The sequence below is a fragment of the Pedobacter sp. UYP1 genome (assembly GCF_040547305.1).
Classification (GTDB): Bacteria; Bacteroidota; Bacteroidia; order Sphingobacteriales; family Sphingobacteriaceae; genus Pedobacter.
The window spans coordinates 239854-259820 of the sequence record NZ_JBEPPL010000002.1 but is presented as its reverse complement, the minus strand read 5'-3'; the positions used below and the strand labels follow the sequence as shown (position 1 = coordinate 259820).

The 19967-nt window shown below is 38.8% G+C and carries 13 protein-coding genes; 6 read left to right on the top strand and 7 right to left on the bottom strand.

Annotation, left to right across the window (positions count from 1 at the left end):
• Positions 1–2: 2 nt before the first annotated feature.
• Positions 3–3170: a SusC/RagA family TonB-linked outer membrane protein gene (locus ABIB30_RS05080; protein WP_354299838.1), complete on the bottom strand. Its 3168-nt coding sequence runs from the start codon at positions 3168–3170 to the stop codon at positions 3–5.
• Between the two features lie 594 nt (positions 3171–3764).
• On the opposite strand from ABIB30_RS05080, the gene ABIB30_RS05075 reads away from it, so the two are divergent.
• Positions 3765–4664, top strand: coding sequence for a S66 peptidase family protein (locus tag ABIB30_RS05075; RefSeq protein WP_354299836.1), 900 nt, complete (start codon positions 3765–3767; stop codon positions 4662–4664).
• A 74-nt stretch (positions 4665–4738) separates the two neighbouring features.
• Here the strand turns inward: ABIB30_RS05075 and ABIB30_RS05070 are convergent, their stop codons facing one another.
• The 3 genes from ABIB30_RS05070 to ABIB30_RS05060 all read right to left on the bottom strand — a co-directional run bounded on the left by ABIB30_RS05070 (position 4739) and on the right by ABIB30_RS05060 (position 12623).
• Positions 4739–6220: a SusD/RagB family nutrient-binding outer membrane lipoprotein gene (locus ABIB30_RS05070; protein ID WP_354299834.1), complete on the bottom strand. Its 1482-nt coding sequence runs from the start codon at positions 6218–6220 to the stop codon at positions 4739–4741.
• Between the two features lie 12 nt (positions 6221–6232).
• On the bottom strand, positions 6233–9505 hold the full coding sequence (locus tag ABIB30_RS05065; protein ID WP_354299832.1) for a SusC/RagA family TonB-linked outer membrane protein: 3273 nt from the start codon (positions 9503–9505) through the stop codon (positions 6233–6235).
• A 631-nt stretch (positions 9506–10136) separates the two neighbouring features.
• Positions 10137–12623, bottom strand: coding sequence for a M14 metallopeptidase family protein (locus ABIB30_RS05060; protein ID WP_354299830.1), 2487 nt, complete (start codon positions 12621–12623; stop codon positions 10137–10139).
• A 94-nt stretch (positions 12624–12717) separates the two neighbouring features.
• Here ABIB30_RS05060 and ABIB30_RS05055 point away from each other — a divergent pair, with 94 nt between their 5' ends.
• On the top strand, positions 12718–14073 hold the full coding sequence (locus ABIB30_RS05055; protein ID WP_354299828.1) for a UDP-N-acetylmuramoyl-tripeptide--D-alanyl-D-alanine ligase: 1356 nt from the start codon (positions 12718–12720) through the stop codon (positions 14071–14073).
• Between the two features lie 128 nt (positions 14074–14201).
• Here the strand turns inward: ABIB30_RS05055 and ABIB30_RS05050 are convergent, their stop codons facing one another.
• Genes ABIB30_RS05050 through ABIB30_RS05040 form a run of 3 tightly spaced genes read right to left on the bottom strand, consistent with a single transcriptional unit; the run spans position 14202 to position 17312 of the window.
• Positions 14202–14684, bottom strand: coding sequence for a gliding motility lipoprotein GldH (locus tag ABIB30_RS05050; RefSeq protein ID WP_354299826.1), 483 nt, complete (start codon positions 14682–14684; stop codon positions 14202–14204).
• A complete protein-coding gene (ricT, locus tag ABIB30_RS05045) occupies positions 14671–16161 on the bottom strand; it encodes a regulatory iron-sulfur-containing complex subunit RicT (RefSeq protein ID WP_354299824.1) in 1491 nt (496 codons plus the stop codon). Before ricT ends, ABIB30_RS05050 begins: the two co-directional genes overlap by 14 nt.
• 2 nt (positions 16162–16163) lie before the next feature.
• Complete coding sequence (locus ABIB30_RS05040) at positions 16164–17312, bottom strand: DNA polymerase III subunit (protein WP_354299821.1); 1149 nt, start codon at positions 17310–17312, stop codon at positions 16164–16166.
• Between the two features lie 39 nt (positions 17313–17351).
• Between ABIB30_RS05040 and ruvX the strand changes: the two genes are divergently transcribed.
• The 4 genes from ruvX to ABIB30_RS05020 are packed head-to-tail and all read left to right on the top strand — an operon-like array spanning position 17352 to position 19962.
• Entirely contained in the window at positions 17352–17768 is a 417-nt protein-coding gene (gene ruvX / locus ABIB30_RS05035) for a Holliday junction resolvase RuvX (protein ID WP_183869306.1), read from the top strand.
• 8 nt (positions 17769–17776) lie between these two features.
• Positions 17777–18412, top strand: a complete 636-nt coding sequence (locus tag ABIB30_RS05030; RefSeq protein WP_354299815.1) for an O-methyltransferase — start codon at positions 17777–17779, stop codon at positions 18410–18412.
• Between the two features lie 3 nt (positions 18413–18415).
• Positions 18416–19126, top strand: coding sequence for a glucosaminidase domain-containing protein (locus ABIB30_RS05025; RefSeq protein ID WP_354299813.1), 711 nt, complete (start codon positions 18416–18418; stop codon positions 19124–19126).
• The gene (locus tag ABIB30_RS05020) at positions 19126–19962 is read left to right on the top strand and encodes a glucosaminidase domain-containing protein (protein ID WP_354299810.1); all 837 of its coding nucleotides are present in this window, start codon (positions 19126–19128) and stop codon (positions 19960–19962) included. The genes ABIB30_RS05025 and ABIB30_RS05020 overlap by 1 nt, the downstream gene beginning before the upstream one ends.
• Positions 19963–19967: the final 5 nt, after the last annotated feature.

The window sequence follows — 19967 nt, the reverse complement described above, 5'->3', positions numbered from 1 at the left end:
CATTAGAAAGTAACTCTTAAACTAGCGCCAAAATTCCTTGTATTTGGAGCACTTTGCAGTTCCAATCCACGAATGTTTCCAGCTCCCTGAGTACTTAACTCTGGATCAACCGGGCTGTTTGGTGCGTAATAATAAAGGTTTCTTCCATAAACTGTTAAACGAATATTTTTAATAGCTTTTGTTTTTAAAACACTTCCAGCAAGATCATAGCTTAAAGTAATTTCTCTTATTCTCAAAGTAGTTGCATCAAATACGTTGAATTCACCGCCGCCAATTCCACCAAAACCACCGTTCCAGTAAGTCTGGCCAGGAATTTGAATATTATTTGGTCTGAAAGTTCCATCGCTGTTTTGAATTACACCAGGTAAAATATGTGGTTGCTCACGGTCAACAGCAGTAACCTCAAGAGAACCATTCTGTCTTAAAGTAGAAGCTGTCCAGGAAACGATATCGCCTCCTTTTTTGAAGTCAACTAATCCTGAGAAAGTAAAGTTTTTAAATCTTACAGTATTGGTAATACCTGCAGTCCATTTTCTGTTTGGATCAGCAATAATCTGATTTGCATTTAATGTAGAGTTATATAAACCAGTATTTGGATCTACGATCAGTTCTCCTGATGGACTACGTTGATATTTACTACCCACAATCACACCAAAAGGCTGGCCTTGATAAACAGAAGGAGTTACACCGGTAAAAGAGTCACCTGCAATCCCGAATGAAGTAACACCTGGTGCTATGTAGATAACTTTACTGTCATTTTTAGAGAAGTTAGCTGAGATATCCCACGATACATTTTTGCTTCTTATAGCACTTCCGTTCAACATTAATTCAACACCTCTGTTTCTTAACTGACCAATATTGGTAGTTTGGCTTTGGTAACCTGAAGATGCTGGTAATGCCACATTCACAATCTGGTTTTTACTTCCCTGAGAGTAGAAAGTCGCATCAAAAGTAAGTCTGTCCTTGAAGAATCCAAAGTTTGCACCTACTTCGTAAGATGTAGTAAATTCTGGTTTCAAATTAGGAGCTGCGATGCGGGTATTTGCACCAAATCCTGCAGTTGGGCCGAAAGGGAAAGAAACACTAGAAGTATTATTTCCAAAAGAACCATTCAGGTAGGTATCCTGAATCTGATAAGGAGTTGCATCTCTACCTACTTTTGCAAAGGAAGCGCGAATCTTTCCTAAAGAAAAGACATCAGACTTAATATCAAATGCATCAGTGAAAACAAAACTACTGGAAACAGATGGATAGAAATAAGTATTATTATTTGTAGGAAGCGTGGAAGACTGATCAACACGTCCTGTTGCTTCTAAGAACAAATAGTTATTGTAGCCAAAAGAGAGCTGAGCATAATAGCCCAAAAGACGTCTTTTAGTATCAAATTCAGTAGTATTTGTAAAATTAGTTGAATTACTCACATTCGTAAAACCAGGAATTGCAAGTCCTAAACCAGATGCAGAGACATTCTGATAAATTCTCTGGTTAAAATTCTGACCCAATAAGGCAGTCATGTTCAGTCCATCAGTAAAGATATTCTTTTTCTTAGCGGTAATGATTAAATCACCATTCAGCTCATTTCTAAAGAATGTATCATCCTGAATAGCTCCAGCAGATCCTGTAGCCTGAGTTGAACCAATTGTGATATAGCGTTTTCTTCTGTCAGTATAAGTATCCAAACCAAGTCTGTAACTTACATTTAACCAATCCAATACATCATATCCAACAGTAACATTTCCCAAAAACCTGGTCAGGTTACTTGTAAATGTATTTTCATTCGCAGAATAAAATGGATTATCTCTTCCTGGAACATACCAGTTATTGGTACCGTCTGGTCTTGTATAGTTATTTTTATAATAATCAAGATCAGTACTTCTTGTTACACCATATAAACCGAAGATTGTACTTCCTGCTCCGTTACCCTGAGTCGTTGCACCATTTTGTAAAGTATTGAAATAATTAATACTTCCAGCGACAGTCAACTTATCTGATAAAGCAGAAGACGCAGAAAAAGCAGCATTTGTTTTTTTGAATTCCGAAACCGGAAGAATACCTGTAGTACTTGAATTTCCTATAGAGAATGAATAATAGTTTTTAGCATCTCCACTGTTTATCGAAAGATTATTATCCCAGGTATGACCTTGTGTGAAGAAATCTTTGATGTTGTCAGGGAAGTTTGTGTAAGGAATAACGTCACCTGGTTTATAAGTAACTCCATTAACATATGGAGACGTACCTGGTGCAACGATTAAGCCATTTGCCAAAGATGGAGTAGTTCCAAATTTCGGGCCTAATGAGTTACCTGAAATTGCATTGAAAGAACCACTTGCTCCTTGTCCGTATTCATTTTGTAATTTAGGGAAACCATAAACATTTTGAACTCCATAAGAGCTGTTCAATGCAACAGACAATTTTCCGATTCCGCCGCTACCTTTTTTAGTAGTGATCACAATTGCTCCGTTTGAAGCTCTTGAACCATATAATGCAGCAGCACCTGGTCCTTGTAAGATGTTAATCGATTCAATATTGTTTGGATCTAAATCTAAAGCCCTGTTTGCTGGTTGGTTACCATACAAAGTACTTACTGTTTGATCCAGGTCATTACTGATTGGAATACCATCTACCACAAATAATGGTTGATTGCTTCCAGAAAAAGATGACATACCACGTAAAACAATGTTTGTAGATGCACCTGCGCTACCGCTGGCTCCGGTAATCTCAACACCTGCAACTTTTCCTTGCAAAGCATTTAAAATGTTTCCGTCACCTCTGTCAACAAGCTGATCATTTTTAATTGTTTGAGTAGCATATCCAAGACTTCTCTTGCTTTTTACTACACCCATAGCTGTTACAACTACTTCTCCTAATTGCTTTGAATCTGCAGAAAGAGATACATTAATAACATTTCCAGAGCCGATAGCTCTAGTGTGAGGAATGTAACCTAAAGAAACGAATTCTAATTCTTTTGCGTTAGCAGGTACTTTGATGGAGTATTTACCATCTGCCGCAGCACTTGTTCCGGTGGTAGTTCCTTTAACCTTCACAGTTACGCCTGGCAATGGCAACCCATCTTCTTTGCCTGTAACTGTACCGGTAATTGTTCGTTGCTGAGCCATTGCAGGAATTGCAAAAAGCATAATCACGAACAAACTTTGTAGAAGTTTTTTCATAAATTCTTTGGTGTTTAGTTTAGTTAATTAATCCAAGATAGCCGATTAGCTTAGAGAAAAGCTGTAAAAATCACTCAAAAAGATCATTATGACAATTTAATGACTAAAACGTTAAAGTGCTGCACAATAAATCATTAGGGGTGACGAACATCTTAATAAAGAAACAATATTTAGTTAAAATAGCGATATATTTAACCTTTAGAATAGTAAAATCAAGAAAAAACAACAATAAATAATTAATTATCACGTTCAACGCTTATTCCTATACCTCTATATGATTGTCCAGAATTAAAAAGAAAACATTGCAATCAGATGATTTTAAGAAAAAACGATTAATCAGTATAAAAACAGATTTCGAACTTAAGTTATCGCATTTAAAATAATATATTCACCACCCATAGCACCAGAAGAATAATTATAATCCAAAAAGAAAATACACATATAACTATAAAGAAAAATTAGAATTACAACAAGCTGATTTAACACCCCATTTTTAACGAGAACCCTTCAAACAAATTATCAGGCAAACTGTTTGCTTATATTACCATAATTCAAGACTATTTGTATTCTTTTGTAAGTGCTTAACAATTATCTATGAATATTCAACCTCCGCATTTAAAAAGAGGAGACAAGATTGCGATCGTCTGTCCTGCAAACAAATTAAAGAAATCTATTGCGCCTGCCATTGCGCTGTTAGAGACCTGGGGACTCCAGGTTATCCAGGGAAGAAGTATCCATGCGGATCACTTTCAATTCGCGGGAGATGATGCATTAAGGGCCGCAGATCTTCAAAAGTTTCTGGATGACAAGGACATTAAAGCAATCCTTGCCGCAAGAGGTGGCTATGGAGGTATCCGGATTATTGATCAATTAGATTTTACCAGGTTCACTAAAAATCCAAAATGGTTAGCTGGCTTCAGTGATACAACCGCTTTACTTTCTCATATCCAGGCGGTATTCGATACCCAGAGTATTCACGGACAGATGCCCGCCTCTTTTGAAGCCGGAACTCCCTTATCTTTAGAGACACTGAGAAAAGCATTGTTTGGGGAAGAGCTTCAGTATACTTATACCAGTACAGCTATAAATCGTTCCGGTAAAGCAGAAGGGGTTTTAATTGGCGGGAACTTGTCCCTGTTAGTTGCCATGCAAGGTTCAGTTTCAGAAATGGACTATTCAGGCAAGATCTTATTTTTGGAAGACGTCGGCGAGCATGAGTATGCCATAGACAGAATGTTGCGTATGTTGAAACGCGGCGGGAAACTGGCCCGTTTAAAGGGATTAATTATCGGAGCGTTTAATAAGATCGAACCACAGGAGATTCCTTTTGGACAGACGCCAGAAGAGCTGATCATGGATATTGTCCGGGAATACGATTATCCGGTCTGCTTTAACTTCCCTGTTGGGCACATCCCTGACAATCATGCATTGATTATCGGAAGAACCGCTTTAATAGCTGTAAATGACTATGAAGTAAACCTATCTTATCAATAACTATAAACAAAAATTATCCTGTAAAAAAAACGGCTATCAAATGATAGCCGTTTTTTTTACAGGATAATTTTTGTTTAGTTCTTTTTACCCCACCAAACTGGAACATTTAAAGCAATGGTACCAGGATAATTTAAGTTAGTAACAGATTCACTGTTCGGATAAAGCATTCTTCTTGGCGGTATAGTAGTACCCGCTGGTGCAGCTTTTGAAATGATCAGGAAATCAGGATAACCTGTTCTGCGGTATTCAGACCAAGCCTCAAAGCCCTGGAATCCACACAATGCATAATATTTCTGCGTGATAATCGCTTTTACTTTTGCCTCAGGCGAAGCTGCTGCTGTTAAAGCTAATTGTCCGTCTCTTGCAGTAGTAATGTAAGTTGCAGCTATAGTAGGATCAGTAATTCCGGTTGCAACAAAACTTGCATTAATTCCTTTTGCAAATAAATCGTTAACATCACCAGTTGCCCATCCTCTTGCTACAGCTTCTGCCTGCAAGAAGTAACTTTCCGAAGCAGAGATAAGCTTAACAGGAGCAAGCGCTGATTGTGCATTGTTAGGACTAGCACCTACTAAAGCAGAAGGAGTAGACACAACAGCTGTTGGAAATTGAGCAAAAGTTCCTTGCACTAAAGTTGTAACAGTAGTAGTTCCTGAAACAGGAACATAAAGCTGAAGAACCCTAGGATCATTATTTGCAACAAATTGATCCACAGCTGTTGCACTCGCAACAAGATTCTGTGGTTTACCTAAACCAACGATCTCACTATAAAGTGGGTTATCATTACCACCAGTAGAGCTATATTTAATTGACGCATCCTTAGTCAGGAAAACAGGGCTGGTTGCATATAATGCAGCTATACCTGCGCTAGCTTTAGCAGGGTCAATGTTTGTTAATCTTAAATAAGCTTTAAGTCTTAAAGTATTAGCGAAAGCTTTCCACTGTGCCATATCACCTTGAAAAACCACATCCTGAGAACCCGGAGGTTTAACCGCATTCGCAACACCAATTAAAGCAATACCTTTATCTATATACTTGAAAACGCTATCATAAACAGCAGCCTGAGCAATATACTTAGGTGATAGATTAGTAGTTTGCAAGGCATCTCCAACAGGAATATCACCAAATGCATCAGTAGCAAGCTGGAAAGTATATGCTTTAGTTAAATAAGCGATACCTTTTGTCTGCTCAACACCGCCTACTTTACTATCAATGATTAGTTGTGCATTGATTAAAGCTTTGGTATAAATACGGTTCCATACCTGATCGAAAGCAGTATTCGGATCATTATAACGTTCAATTGATCTATACTGACTCGCACTTGGACCTTGTGTCCAGTATTGACCCCAGATATTACCATAAACCTGGAAATAATTTCCTACTACTGTACCAACAGCAACCTGTGAAACAGGTAACAATAAGTTAGGATCTGCAGTACTGGGTTTATTAGGATCCTGGTTAACGTCTAAGAATTTTTTACAGCCTGATAAACCTACCACGCCAATAAAAACAAGAAGCAACAACTTCTTAGGATTAAATATATACTTTGCGCTCATAATGAGTAATTTTTAAAATGAAACTTTTAGATTGATACCATAATTTCTTACAGATGGCTGTGCAGTGAAGTCAAATCCTTGTGCATTTGAAGCACCTGAAGAGTTGATCTCAGGATCTGCATATACATTCTCTTTAGCTGTCCATAAGAATAAGTTGTTACCATATAATCCAATAGTTAATGCACCAAAAGGACTACGTCTTAACTGATCTTTAGTAAACTGATAAGCAATACTTGCAGAACGTAGTTTAATGTAAGAAGCATCGATTACGTTTACACCAGGAGCAACACTACCAGTGTAATAATCTTGTTTGTTATAAGTCGAAGTAGTATTTACAACTGAAGCACCGTTCTCTATGTAAACAGAGTTAGGATAGATCACATTCATTCTGTCTCCACCTGTAATTTCAGCAGCTCCTGAGAAACTTAAGATATCTTTAGTTCTCGAGAAAAACTTACCACCTTGTTTAGTATCAAATAACACACTTAATGATACTTGTTTGTATTTGAAAGTTGTTCCCAATGAAGCCTGGTAATCTGGATTGTAACTACCTAAATACTGAGCGCTTTTAGTTTGAAGAGGCAAACCGCTTGATTTACTTACAATAGTTCTGCCTTGAGCATCAGTCTGGTTAGTAACCCCATAGAATTCACCATAAGGTCTGCCAACAGCAGCAACAATACCCATTCCACCAAATCCACCAATGGTAACCTGATCAACTCCAGGTAAAAGAGAAACAACTTTACTATTGTTTTTAGTGTAAGTTCCGTAAACTTCCCAGGTAATATCAGTAGTTTTTACTGGAGTACCTCTTAAGCTTAACTCAACACCATTATTTTGGATTTCTCCAGCATTTAACACACTGAAAGCATAACCTGTTGAATTAGGAATTGGAACAGGTAAGATTTGATTTTTAGATTTGTTTTTATAATAACTGAAATCTACTGAGAAACGGTTATCAAAGAAACCCAATTCTGTACCCACCTCGAAAGATGATGTTTTTTCAGGTTTAAGGTTAGCATTTCCAATAACATTGTCAATCATTAAACCTGGTACATTGTTAAAAGGGAAAGTTGTACCTCCGAAAGCACTGTTAACATTTCCACGAACATAATTAGTAGCCAATTGATAAGGATCAGTATCATTACCAACCTGAGCCCAACTCGCACGAACTTTACCATAAGTCAACCAGTCTGCTACTGAAGAACCTTTCAATAATTCAGAGAAAACGAATGATCCACTTACACTAGGGTAGAAGAATGAATTGTTTTGTGGAGGCAATGTTGAAGACCAGTCATTTCTGGCTGTTGCTTCTAAATAAATTAAGTTTTTGTACGAAAGGTTTAAATCTGCATATAAACCAACTAATCTTCTTTTGCTGATCTGGTCAGTTATAATATTAACAGGACCATTGCTATTTCCCAGGTTATACCAGTCAGGAACAACTAAACCAGAACCATTATTTGTAGCAGTCTGATTAATGTTGCTTGATCTTTGGCGAATATTATTACCTAACATTAATGATCCTTCAAAATCATCATTAAATTTATGACGTGCGGTAACCATTAAGTCATGCACCAATTCAGTCACATTGAACTGATCTATTTCATATGATCCAACATTTGATTGTTTATTACCATCCGGATCATACATATTACCGGTATCAGCTGGACTAAAGCTATATTTTGGAGCGATTAATCTGCGTCGGTCTGAATAAGTATCAATACCAACTCTTTCTTTAACATCTAACCACGTTGTAGGCTTGTAACCAATATTGAAATTTCCAGTTACACGGCTAATGTTATCCGTATTTTGAAAGTTTTGTAAAACATAATATGGATTCAGTGTATAAGCACCGTAATAACCATACAGATCATCATGAACTACTCCATCTGCACCTGTATATCCATAACCATTATATTTGTTACCTAAATCTTTCAAGCTACTCAAATCAATATCTCTTGGTGTTTGATATACGTTATTCAATACTGAAGAACCACCTTGTCCACCACCAACATTGGTACTGGCTACATTCGTATAATTGAAGTTAACACCTGCTGAAAATTTGTTACTGAAGTCTGTGTTACCGTTAAACCTTACACCATACTTATTGTAATCGTTACTTTTTCCAGGAAAAACACCTTTAGAATTCAATGAATTTAAACCTAAATAAAAAGTAGACTTATCAGAACCACCAGAGAAACTCAAGTTGTTATCTGTTGCAAATCCTGTTTTAAAGAAATCCTTAACGTTATCCTTAACTGCCGAATAAGGCTTCTGCTGACGAACACCGTCAATCTCTTGTCCCCAAGGCTGTACAGTTCCTGTAAAAGGAGCACCCCAGCTACCATTTTCTCTTGGATCATTCACATATTGCTGAACACCATTAATAACTTCAGGTTCACCATCATCACCAACTGCATAATAACCTTGTCCATATTGATTTTGGAATTTAGGTAATTTTAAAATAGAAGAGAATGTATTGGAAGTGTTAAAAGTAATAGAAGTTTTATCAGCACCTTTAGCACCACTTTTTGTAGTGATAATCAAAGCACCGTTAGATGCACGCGCTCCATAAAGAGCCGCAGCAGCAGGGCCTTTTAATACCGTTACCGAAGCAATGTCATCAGGAGCAATATCGTTTCCTCTGTTACCAAAGTCGACACTTGATCTGTCATCACCACTACCAGCTGCACTACCACCAGTAATACTAGAGTTATCGACAGGTACACCATCAATAACAATCAGCGCCTGGTTATTTCCATTAATAGAAGATCCACCACGAAGAACGATACGGGATGAACTACCTGGAGTATTTGAACTTGAAGTAATGTTTACCCCAGCTACTTTACCAGTTAAAGAAGTAATGGCACTTGGATTCCCGCCCGACGTCAATTCATCGTTTTTAATAGTTGGCGCAGAATAACCTAACGTTCTCTTTTCTCTCTTGATCGAGTTTGCTGTAACGACAACTTCACTTAATGATTTAGTATCAGCTGCAAGGCTAACACTAATTACATTACCTGCTTTAAGTTCAACAATCTGATTGATATAGCCTAGTGAGCTGAATTCAAGGCCTGTAGCTCCTGCTGGAACTTTGATTGCGTACTTTCCGTCAGATCCAGATTGTGCTCCACCCTGAGCTCCTCTGATTTTTACACTGACACCAGGAATGGGCTGCCCGTCATCCTTTCCTGTCACAGTACCAGTTATTGTTCTGTCCTGAGCCATTGCAGCTACTGCAACGCATAGGAACAAGAATAAACTTAGTATAAGTTTTTTCATAAAAAATATTTGTCTAGGTTGTTAATAAGTTAATTAGCATCTAAGATAAACTAAAAAACTATTATTATTATTTTTTTACTCCTTTTTTGAGTGTTGTAACATAAAAATCATAAACCGGCATTAGAGCTGGTAAAAGGATATTTCATCTTCGAAACGGGCACTTTATAAACCCGAAATTTACCAATAAATGTGACAGAAAGAGCCAATTTCCCGTGTAGCTGTTTACACTATTGTAAAAACAGTTTAATAAAAGGAAACATGAGTGCAACCTTTCACCCCGGTTGTTAACCAAAAATCGGTTATCAGCCAGTTTACTATTAAAAAATTTCCTGTTAATCGATTTAGTTTTTAGCAAAAATGAATTATCTCAAAAAAAACAATCTTAAAAAAACAATAATTCACCCCGGAACTGCGCTATTTTTAAACCGTATATCACAGTAAATCTGTACACTTATCTATTGGATTGGACAAAAGATAAGGAACACCCATTTATGTCATTCAGCATGGAGCGTCCTATGGAAATGACTTTCTGCCTTTTACGGCTCTTATGAACAAACCTCACTGGAAACCTCTTAAAATATGACATAAAGAAAACAATACTTCTTGAAGTATCAACCAGTTTAAGCGCTATTTAGAAAACGAGAAAGATTGTATTCACAAAAAGCTGTTTGCCACTTTCCCAAAATGAACGGAACAACAAGTTACAGGAGAGATACACAATATTTCCTTTACCAGCCGGCTGTACCCCAAATAGCATTCCCTGTGTCAGCTTTTCCTGCACATTTTTGCCAGCAATTCCAGTGACATAGGCGTCTTGCTTCAGCACGCCAACATTCCAACCCTTTAGTAAAGGCTCGTAAATCTTGTCATCCGTCTTTAAAGTATAATAAACTTCTCCCAGCCCAATAGAAAAAGGATGACTCTTATCCAGGTTAACTTTATAAATAGCGCCAGGAATAGCATCTGCCGCATTGTCCCTGTCCTTCTCATTATAACTCCGAAAAAAACCATCCTTTGCTGTAGCAGCAGGAAACTCTTTTTTCCTGATTTCAAATGGCTTAATCCCTGCCACGCTGGAAATTGCGTCTTCCAGCAGGATCACTTTACCACCAAGGTTAATCCAATCTTCCAATTTCTCCATATTCCTGCGCATATAGGCCCCATCAGGTAAAATCAGGACATTAGTGGTCGCCAGGTTTAAGCTTCCAATACTTTGTTCTGACATAATATTCAATGGGTAATTTAGTTCCTGCTCAAAAAAGTGCCAGACTTCACCAACACTTTGCGCAGAAATATCCTGGCCAGCAACCATCGCAACTTTAGGCACAGGGAGTAATGGATAAGCAGAAGAGCCCAGATCTTTTCCTTTCTCTACATAACTACCAGCAATAGCAAAGAAGGGTTTTCTATATTTTTTAGAAAGCGCAGCAATAGCTGCTTCTATGAATTTATTTTGCTTTTCATTTTCAGCTCTGTAAATCAATAATGATCCTGCCTGACGAACTTTTCCTCCAACAGTAAAAGCTTGTTCCGCAATACGCACCTTAATATTTGCCCGGTGCAGTGCGATCAAAATCTGAGCGTCCTCAACTGCATCCCATGATAAAACCCATCCATAAGGCTTCACTAAAACCTGCACGCTATCTTTCCGGGCTTCAGGTTCCTGGAATTCACCAGTAAATACCTCTTTACATGCAAAAGCATTCAGACCGTAAGCATATGGTAATGCCCATGCGGTAATGTCATAAGTATTTGAATCAGTAACCATCGTTTGAGGCTCGAAGAGAACATTAGCGAGAACAGAAGCGGGTTGTTTAAGACTAATGACCATATCATTTCTGCCTGGCCTGAAAATCGCGGTCTTTTTTGTTCCAAAATTAAATCCCGTTATGGTCTTATCTCCGCCAAAAGCATAATGGATATTATTCTTTGTTAACAAAGCAGCCATTTTTTTCATCCTGCTCATATTATCAGCTTTTACCACATAGGTTTTATAAGTCCCGGGAGGATAAGCAACAGCTTGCGTAAAATATTTCTTAAACTCTGCAACCAATCTGTAGCTGTTATCAGATACCGTTTCGAGCGTAGCAAGCCCGGTTGTGAGATGATGGTTTATCCTGTCTTTTAAAGTTAAAGAATCACCGTTAGCGGTCACCACAGCTAAACCAGCGCCAATTCCACCTTGCTCATAAGTCATTCCAATTGCCCCATTATATAAAGGATAGGTATCTCCATAAGAAGGATATAACAGGTCAAATCGTTCTTTAGTAAAGTATTGCCATCCATTTTTATCAAAATATCTGGCATTATTTTTTCCTGCTATAACTTGAAATTCACGTTGAAAGGCCGTGATATCCTGATGTACCGGTTCGGCAGCAGGTGCAAAATAGTAGGGCTCGTTATAACTTTGTTCGTGAAAATCTATATGGACTTCAGGCATCCACTGATGATACAAAACCTGGCGTTGCTGTGTTTCAATTTGTGATTGCCAGGCCCAATCGCGGTTAAGATCAAAATAATAATGATTAGGACGACCACCTGGCCAGGGCTCAATATGTTCTCTGGAAAGAGGGTTCGCATCAGGAGTAAGTCCCACTACCCCCGTATAATAATTAATATACCTTTCTCTTCCATCAGGATTCAAACAAGGATCGATAATAACTATCGTATTTTTCAGCCAATCTCTGGTCTGCCGGTTTACGCCCTCAGCTAAGGTATACAGCATTTTCATAGCCGTTTCTGACGAACTGGCTTCATTTCCATGAACATTATAGCTTAACCATAAAATAGCTGGCTGTTTACTTAGATTGAGTTGTCCGCCTTCTGCCTTACTCAAACTTAAATTATTCTTCCTGAGTTGTTCCAGATTACTCATGTTCTCTTTTGAGGAGACAACAGCTGCCAGCAGCTCGCGGTTCTCATAAGATTTCCCATAATTGATGAGCTTGATGTTACTATCCGCTCCCGCCAGGTACTTAAAATAGGCCAGAATTTGGTAATGCGGGGTAAACCTTGTGCCTAATGGATAGCCTAGAAATATATCCGGAGATTTTATCTGTGCCTGAATAGCCGTAAAGCAGATGAATAACGATAAAAATAAGAGCGTAATTTTCTTCATCAGGCTGGTTTATTCAGGTTGTTAATAATAAGTTAATTTAGAGGCTGTTTAAATTTAAACGATTTCTTAACACCAAAGTACTAAAGAATATTTTTTGTTTGTAATCCATAATGTAATTTTACCAACGATTACTACAACAACCTACGCCATGTCCCAAATTGAATCTCTTTATCAACACTACCTGTCAAACCCGGTGATCTGTACTGACACCAGGAATATTAGTGCGGGCTGTTTGTTCTTCGCATTGAAAGGGGCGCATTTCGATGCCAATACATTTGCAGCAGAAGCTTTAAAACAAGGTGCTGCCTATGCGATTATAGACAATGCGGAATACCAGATCAATGCTTCCTGTTTATTGGTTGAGGATGTCTTAACTGCCTTGCAGGATTTAGCCCGCCACCACCGTACACAGCTTCATATCCCTATTATTGGCCTGACTGGGAGTAATGGAAAAACAACCACCAAAGAACTGATCAATGCGGTACTTAGTGAAAAATATAAAACCTTTGCTACAAAAGGTAACCTGAATAATCATATTGGCGTTCCTTTATCAATTTTAGCGATTGCACCGGGTACAGAGATCGCTGTGATTGAAATGGGTGCCAACCACCAAAAAGAGATTGAGTTTTTATGCACTATTGCTCAGCCTACTCATGGGATGATTACGAATATCGGGATGGCCCACCTGGATGGGTTTGGAGGCTTTGAAGGAGTGAAAAAAGGGAAAGCCGAGTTATTTACTTATCTCAAAAATGCTGATGGTATAGCTTTTATCAACAGAGACAATCCATACATCATGGAAATGAGCGGTGTTGCCGGATTAACTCACCTGGTTTATTATGGAACCGAAGGAGAGAATTCCGTGACCGGAAAACTTTTGAAATCAGATCCGCTGATTGAATTAAGCTGGAAAAAAAAGCAGGAAGTTTTTAAAGTTAAGGCAAACCTGACAGGGGCCTATAATTTCGAAAATATCCTGGCTGCAATTTGCATCGCTTCTTTCTTTGAGCTTAACCCGGATCAGGTCAATAGAGGCTTAGCAGCATATTTTCCGAATAATAACCGTTCACAATTGACTAAAACGGCAACGAATACCATCATTTGTGACTTTTACAACGCTAATCCAAGCAGCATGACCGCAGCGCTGGGCAATATCTCTATGCTGGAGGCCAAAAATAAAGTTGCTATTATCGGTGATATGTTTGAACTGGGCCCGGAAACTGAGCAGCAACATCATTTGATAGCTGCTTTAGCAGAAAAATCAGGATTAGATACCGTCATTTTAATCGGCAAGCATTTTTATGCTTTAAAAGATGTTTTTAAAGGGTTGTTTTTTAACACCCCGAAGGAAGCTGAAGCCTGGTTGAAAGCGAATCCAATAACAGACAGCCTTGTTTTATTAAAAGGGTCAAGAGGTATGGCTTTAGAGCAATTATTGCCCGTCTTATAAAAAACAAGAGTTTTATAGCGGTTGCGGATAGGTTATATCTTATACTGAAATTACTTGACAGATAAAATCAACAAAAAATCCGGCTCTGTAAACAGCCGGATTCTTTAATAAATAGCAATAATATGTTTTTATTTTACTGGAACCCCGGAAACGGTAATTCCTGCATCGCTGATTTCCTTTAAAGGATTATCGCGCATATTCTGTTCAATTTCAATGGTATATTTCCCTGCTTGCGGAAAATGGTAATTAGTCAGCAACGGGAGAACAGAAGTATATAAATTCCCCGAACCTTTACCTAGCCATTGCCCGTCAGACTCGGCCAGTTTATATTCATAACGTCTGGTGATTTTAGGCAAACCAGGGCCACTCAGGTGCATTAAAATATAAATATTAGCATATCTGTAATCTGCAGTATGTCTGAGCTTAAAATGCAGAGATACAGGCATTGCAGGATCTTTGATCTCTGCAGTGCCCTTAATCTTATTGACATAGCTCCAGTTGCGCTGAGGCATTTCTTCGTTCGTATCAATCAGGTTATTTGTATTACATCCCAGCAGTCCTGTTGCCAGTACGCCGGAAAACAACAATACAAAAATCTTAATTCTCTTCATTCTTTGGCTTATCCGTTGGTTTGTTACGTCTGCGGTTATTCCTCGACCTGTTGTTTCTGCTGGCAGAAGGGGCTTTAACAACTTCCCCATCTTCTGTTTTAACAGCCTCAGGTGCTTTTTTCACTTCTTGATTCCTTCTGTTTTCAGCAGGTTTCTGGTTTGGCTGTGCAGCTTTCTGAGCTGGTTGACCAGGTTTTACACCCGGCTGGCCTCCTTTTGCAGTTTGCTGGTTTGGCTTAACAGCTGGTTGCCCTGGCTTAACGGATGGCTGACCCGCCTTAACTGCAGGCTGTCCCGGTTTTACACCACGTTCAGGCCTGTTAGGCGCATTCGTTTTATTCCTGTTATTGTTATTCTTTGCGTTTTTATTTCTTGGCTTATCGTCCAGACGGGTTAAACTATCCTGACCAACAACATTCTCATAATCAGGGATTTTCTCCACAAAAACTGTCGTTGCTAATTCCACCGCTTCATCTTTTAGATTAACAGGCTTCTGCCCCTTTTTATTCATGGCCATGATTTCTTTCACACGGTCCACTTTCAATGGGATCCAGTCTTCCTGATTTGGATAACTAAACCACATTAATTTCTTGAAAATATCTGTTTTTTGATGACGTGCTGTCCCGATTTCTGTTTGAAGACTTTCTACGCGATCCGGAATATCCTTTAAAGCATCCAGATAAGTATCCAGCTCATAGTTTAAACAGCATTTCAGCTTACCACATTGTCCGGCAAGTTTTAAAGTGTTCAATGAAAGATTCTGATATCTTGCAGCAGCAGTAGAAACTGTTTTAAAGTTAGTTAACCAGGTAGAGCAGCATAATTCACGTCCGCAAGACCCAATTCCACCTAATCTTCCAGCTTCCTGACGCATTCCGATTTGCCTCATTTCAATCCTGATGCGGAAAGTTTCAGCCATTTTTTTAATCAGCTCCCTGAAATCTACCCGCCCTTCAGCAGTATAGAAGAAAGTTGCTTTGGTTTTATCACCCTGATAATCCACGTCACTGATTTTCATCGAAAGACGCAGGTCAAGAGCCAGCGTACGGGCCTTGTGCATGGTTTCCCATTCCAGGTCTTTAGCTAGTTTCCATTTATCTACGTCAGCTTCTGTCGCTTTTCTGTAGACTTTGCGGGTCACCTGATCCATTGGTGTTTTACGGCGTTTCATCTGCATACGCACCAGTTCTCCCGTTAAAGAGACATGGCCAATATCATATCCGCCAGTAGAACCTTCTACCGCAATCAGTTCCCCGATTTCCAGATAAATATTATCAGTATTCAGATAAAATTCCTTTCTCGCACCTTTGAATTTAACCTCTATAACCTCGAAAGGTTTATAATTAGAAGGCATGTCCAAATTAGACAGCCAATCGTAAACTTCCATTTTCTGACAACCTCCAGTAAGGCATGAGCCATTACTTTTGCAGCCTGAGGGGGCGCAACCGCCACCTGTAGAACAACTTCCACATCCCATAACTAATTGTATATATGTTGAGTCCCTTTCGGGAGCGTTTTAAACTTGATTATTTTTACCAATTGTAAAGATACATCTAAAAATAGTATTTTAGGATTAGCGTTACGTTCTATATGGTAATGTGCTTGCTCCAGCTCGTTAATAATTGCCGAAGCCATATTCAGATCCAGTACATGTTTACTTAGCTTTTGTGCAGTCTCCAGCGTTCTGGCAGGTAATTTCACTAAACTATCTGCCCCGCTCATCAGTAAACTGCACTCTCTTAAAAAGCTGATTCCGTACTTTAAAAAATTCTTTTGATTTTCTCTGCCCCAGCTTGCAGCCTGGTCTACAAAATTGACCAGATCAAGCACCCGGTTCCCATAACCCATTCTTAACCATTCTGCAAAAACCTCTGCATTATCATTGTGTGATTGTGCAGCCTGTAATTTAGCTTCAATTAAATTGCCGTCAGCCAGAAAGCTATAAGTCGCGGCCTGTTCTTCGGACAAATTATGATTGCTGGTGAGGTAGTTTTGCACAGTTTCAAAGGGAAGCTTCGGTATTTTGACAATTTGTGTCCGGGAAAGCAACGTAGACAGGATGTGTTCCTGATTATTCGCAACCAATAAGAATAAAGTATTTGCAGGTGGCTCTTCAATAATTTTCAACAAAGAGTTGCCTTCTTTTTCCAGGTATTCCGGCAGCCACATAATCAGCACCTTGGTCTCTGCTTCAAAAGCTTTATAACTTAATTTCTTAATGATATCATGGCATTCAGCGATATTAATATTCGCCTGTTTATTTTCAGCACTTAACTGTAATCGCCAGATATCAAGATCGACATAAGGGTCTGCCAACAGCATAGTTCGCCATTCTTCCAGTACATCGACAGCAATTTTAACATCTTTCGATGCAAAAAACGGATAAGAGAAATGCAAATCAGGATGAATATATCTTTCGTACTTCCGGCAAGAAGAACAAATCCCGCAACTATCGGTAGCAGATTTGTCTAAACAATTGATATACTGCGCATAAGCAATAGCGAGAGGCAAAGACCCCGTACCCTCCGCAGAGAGAAATAACTGGGCATGACTGACCCTGTTTTCAACAACTGTTTGTATCAGCTGACGCTTTATTTCTTCTTGTCCAACGATCTCTTTAAACTGCATTTGGTGCAAAATAGTAAATTTATAACAATCTTTGCAGCTATGTCCCGTATTATCGCATTTGATTATGGTACCAAACGTATCGGCATTGCCGTTACAGATCCACTGCAAATTATTGCTACAGGTCTGGATACCATACACCCAAAAGATATTGTCGAATATTTGAAAAAATATCTGCTGACTGAACAGGTAGAAGCCTTTGTTATTGGAGAGCCAAAACAAATGGATGGCACCCCGTCTGAGTCCGCGCAGCATGTAAAAGGTTTTTCTACAACCCTGAAAAAAAACTTTCCTGAGATTCCTCAGCATTGGGTTGATGAACGTTTCACGTCCAAACTTGCCCATCAGACAATTATGCAAAGTGGCCTGAAAAAACAGGATCGCCGCAATAAAGAACGGGTAGATACGATTGCTGCAACAATTATTTTACAATATTTCATGGAAGAACACCGTTTATAGAACATCACATGAGCCTGATTAAAGAAGACTTACAACTTTTACTACTGAATTTCTGCGAACCGGAATCCGAATTGCTACAGCAGATTGACCGGGAAACTAATCTGAAGGTTTTAATGCCAAGAATGCTTTCTGGCCACTATCAGGGCCGTGTTTTAAGCATGTTAAGTAAGTTGATTACCCCTAAACGTATTCTCGAAATCGGCACTTTTACCGGCTATGCTACTTTATGTATGGCCGAAGGACTTGCCCAGGATGGGATCATTTATACTTTAGATAAAAATATGGAACTCGAAGACCGCGTCCGCGGTTATTTCGCTGTTTCCCCTTATAATTCACAAATAAAATATATCATGGGTGATGCCACCCAAACCATTAATGATTTAAATGAGACTTTTGATCTTGTTTTTATTGATGCGGATAAGAAAAACAATGGAACCTATTATGATCTGATCTTTGACAGGGTAAGGCCAGGTGGGTTAATCATTGTTGATAATGTACTGTGGAGTGGAAAAGTACTAACACTTCAACAAGACAGAGATACCGTTAATATTAGTACTTTTAATGATAAAGTTGCTGGAGATGACAGGGTTGAGAAATTAATCTTACCCGTCAGGGATGGCTTGTTTATCATCAGAAAAAAATAAAATATGATAACAAAAAAACTAATGCTGATTTGGCTGGCACTAATTTTACTGGGCTCAGCTGCCCAAAGCCAGACTGTTACCCAATACGTTGAGGAGCATACAGATCACGCACAAGAATTAATGAGAGCATATGATGTCCCGGCAAGTGTAATTCTCGCGGTCGCCATTCATGAGTCAGCAGCAGGTAAAAGTAAAGTCGCCCGCCATTTGAACAATCATTTTGGCATCAAAGGGTCAAACAGTAATGCCGAAATCAATTCTTCTTACCGTGATTTCGAAAGTGCGGATGAATCTTATGATAATTTCGTTGAGGTATTACAAAACAAGTCTTCCTTTAGTAAATTGTTCGATGAGTGTGATCAATATGATTATGCGGCCTGGGCAAGAGGGATTCAACGCGGTGGTTACGCCAGCAGCAGAACCTGGGCTAAACAGGTTATCGCGATTATCAATAAATACGAATTGTATCAATATGATGAAAGACCGGATGACTATGCGGAACCAGTAAAGATTGCACCTGTAAGTATCAAAAAACATCATAGCCGTAGTTATAAAGCTAAGAAACATCGTTCTTCTGTTAAATTGTATACCGTTAGGAAAGGGGACAACCTGAATAAAATTGCGGAATCACACGGTACTTCTTCCCTATCGCTGATGCGTAAAAATGGATTGAAGAAGTCGGCGCTTAAACCAGGACAAAAAATCAAGCTTTAATGAAACAACCATTCTTACTCTTCGCTATAGCGATCGTTTTCTTATCCTCGTGTAAATCGAGAAAGTATCACCGGAACAATGCGCAGATTGAAAAAGCTGCCAATAAAGCGAATCCGAATTTTACTGATTATAATACGCTGAGCTATATCGAAGCTTTTAAGGGTGTGGCCATTGAAGAAATGAATACTTATGGTATTCCTGCCAGTATTACACTGGCCCAAGGTATTATTGAGTCTGGCAGCGGAAATAGCAGCCTGGCGAAATATGCAAATAACCACTTTGGGGTTAAATGTACGGCAGAGTGGAGAGGGAAGGCATATTATAAGGATGATGATCAGCGTAATGATTGTTTCCGGGTCTATAAAGATGCCAGGGAATCTTATAAAGATCACTCTGAGTTTTTAAAGAGGAAGCGTTATGCCCCATTGTTTGAGCTGGATAAAAATGATTATAAAAACTGGGCTAAGGGTCTGAAACAGGCTGGTTATGCAACCAATCCAAAATATCCTGACATGCTGATCAATACGATTGAGAAATATAATTTGCATCAGTATGACCAGTCTGAATCTGAACCAGATAAAATTAAACGTGAAGACCGGGTATTTACGGAAATCAACGCGAATATCCCTAAGGAAACAAAGAAATTTGCACCGGTAGAAATACCTGTATCCAAACAAGTTATCAACACAACAGATCCTAATTATACCGTTCAGAAAGGCGATACACTTTATAACATTTCAAAAAGATATAACATGACTGTAGACGAATTAAAGTCGCTGAATGGTCTTTCGGATGAGGGTGTAAAAATAGGACAGAAGCTGGTAGTAGTTAAATAATGTTA

What these genes read in the sequence shown, in the direction of transcription:
- ABIB30_RS05065 (WP_354299832.1), bottom strand. Translation starts at nt 9,505, where the DNA reads ATGAAAAAACTTATACTAAGTTTATTCTTGTTCCTATGCGTTGCAGTA.
- ABIB30_RS05025 (WP_354299813.1), top strand. Translation starts at nt 18,416, where the DNA reads ATGATAACAAAAAAACTAATGCTGATTTGGCTGGCACTAATTTTACTG.
- ricT (WP_354299824.1), bottom strand. Translation starts at nt 16,161, where the DNA reads ATGGGATGTGGAAGTTGTTCTACAGGTGGCGGTTGCGCCCCCTCAGGC.
- ruvX (WP_183869306.1), top strand. Translation starts at nt 17,352, where the DNA reads ATGTCCCGTATTATCGCATTTGATTATGGTACCAAACGTATCGGCATT.
- ABIB30_RS05040 (WP_354299821.1), bottom strand. Translation starts at nt 17,312, where the DNA reads ATGCAGTTTAAAGAGATCGTTGGACAAGAAGAAATAAAGCGTCAGCTG.
- ABIB30_RS05070 (WP_354299834.1), bottom strand. Translation starts at nt 6,220, where the DNA reads ATGAGCGCAAAGTATATATTTAATCCTAAGAAGTTGTTGCTTCTTGTT.
- ABIB30_RS05060 (WP_354299830.1), bottom strand. Translation starts at nt 12,623, where the DNA reads ATGAAGAAAATTACGCTCTTATTTTTATCGTTATTCATCTGCTTTACG.
- ABIB30_RS05080 (WP_354299838.1), bottom strand. Translation starts at nt 3,170, where the DNA reads ATGAAAAAACTTCTACAAAGTTTGTTCGTGATTATGCTTTTTGCAATT.
- ABIB30_RS05075 (WP_354299836.1), top strand. Translation starts at nt 3,765, where the DNA reads ATGAATATTCAACCTCCGCATTTAAAAAGAGGAGACAAGATTGCGATC.
- ABIB30_RS05020 (WP_354299810.1), top strand. Translation starts at nt 19,126, where the DNA reads ATGAAACAACCATTCTTACTCTTCGCTATAGCGATCGTTTTCTTATCC.
- ABIB30_RS05030 (WP_354299815.1), top strand. Translation starts at nt 17,777, where the DNA reads ATGAGCCTGATTAAAGAAGACTTACAACTTTTACTACTGAATTTCTGC.
- ABIB30_RS05050 (WP_354299826.1), bottom strand. Translation starts at nt 14,684, where the DNA reads ATGAAGAGAATTAAGATTTTTGTATTGTTGTTTTCCGGCGTACTGGCA.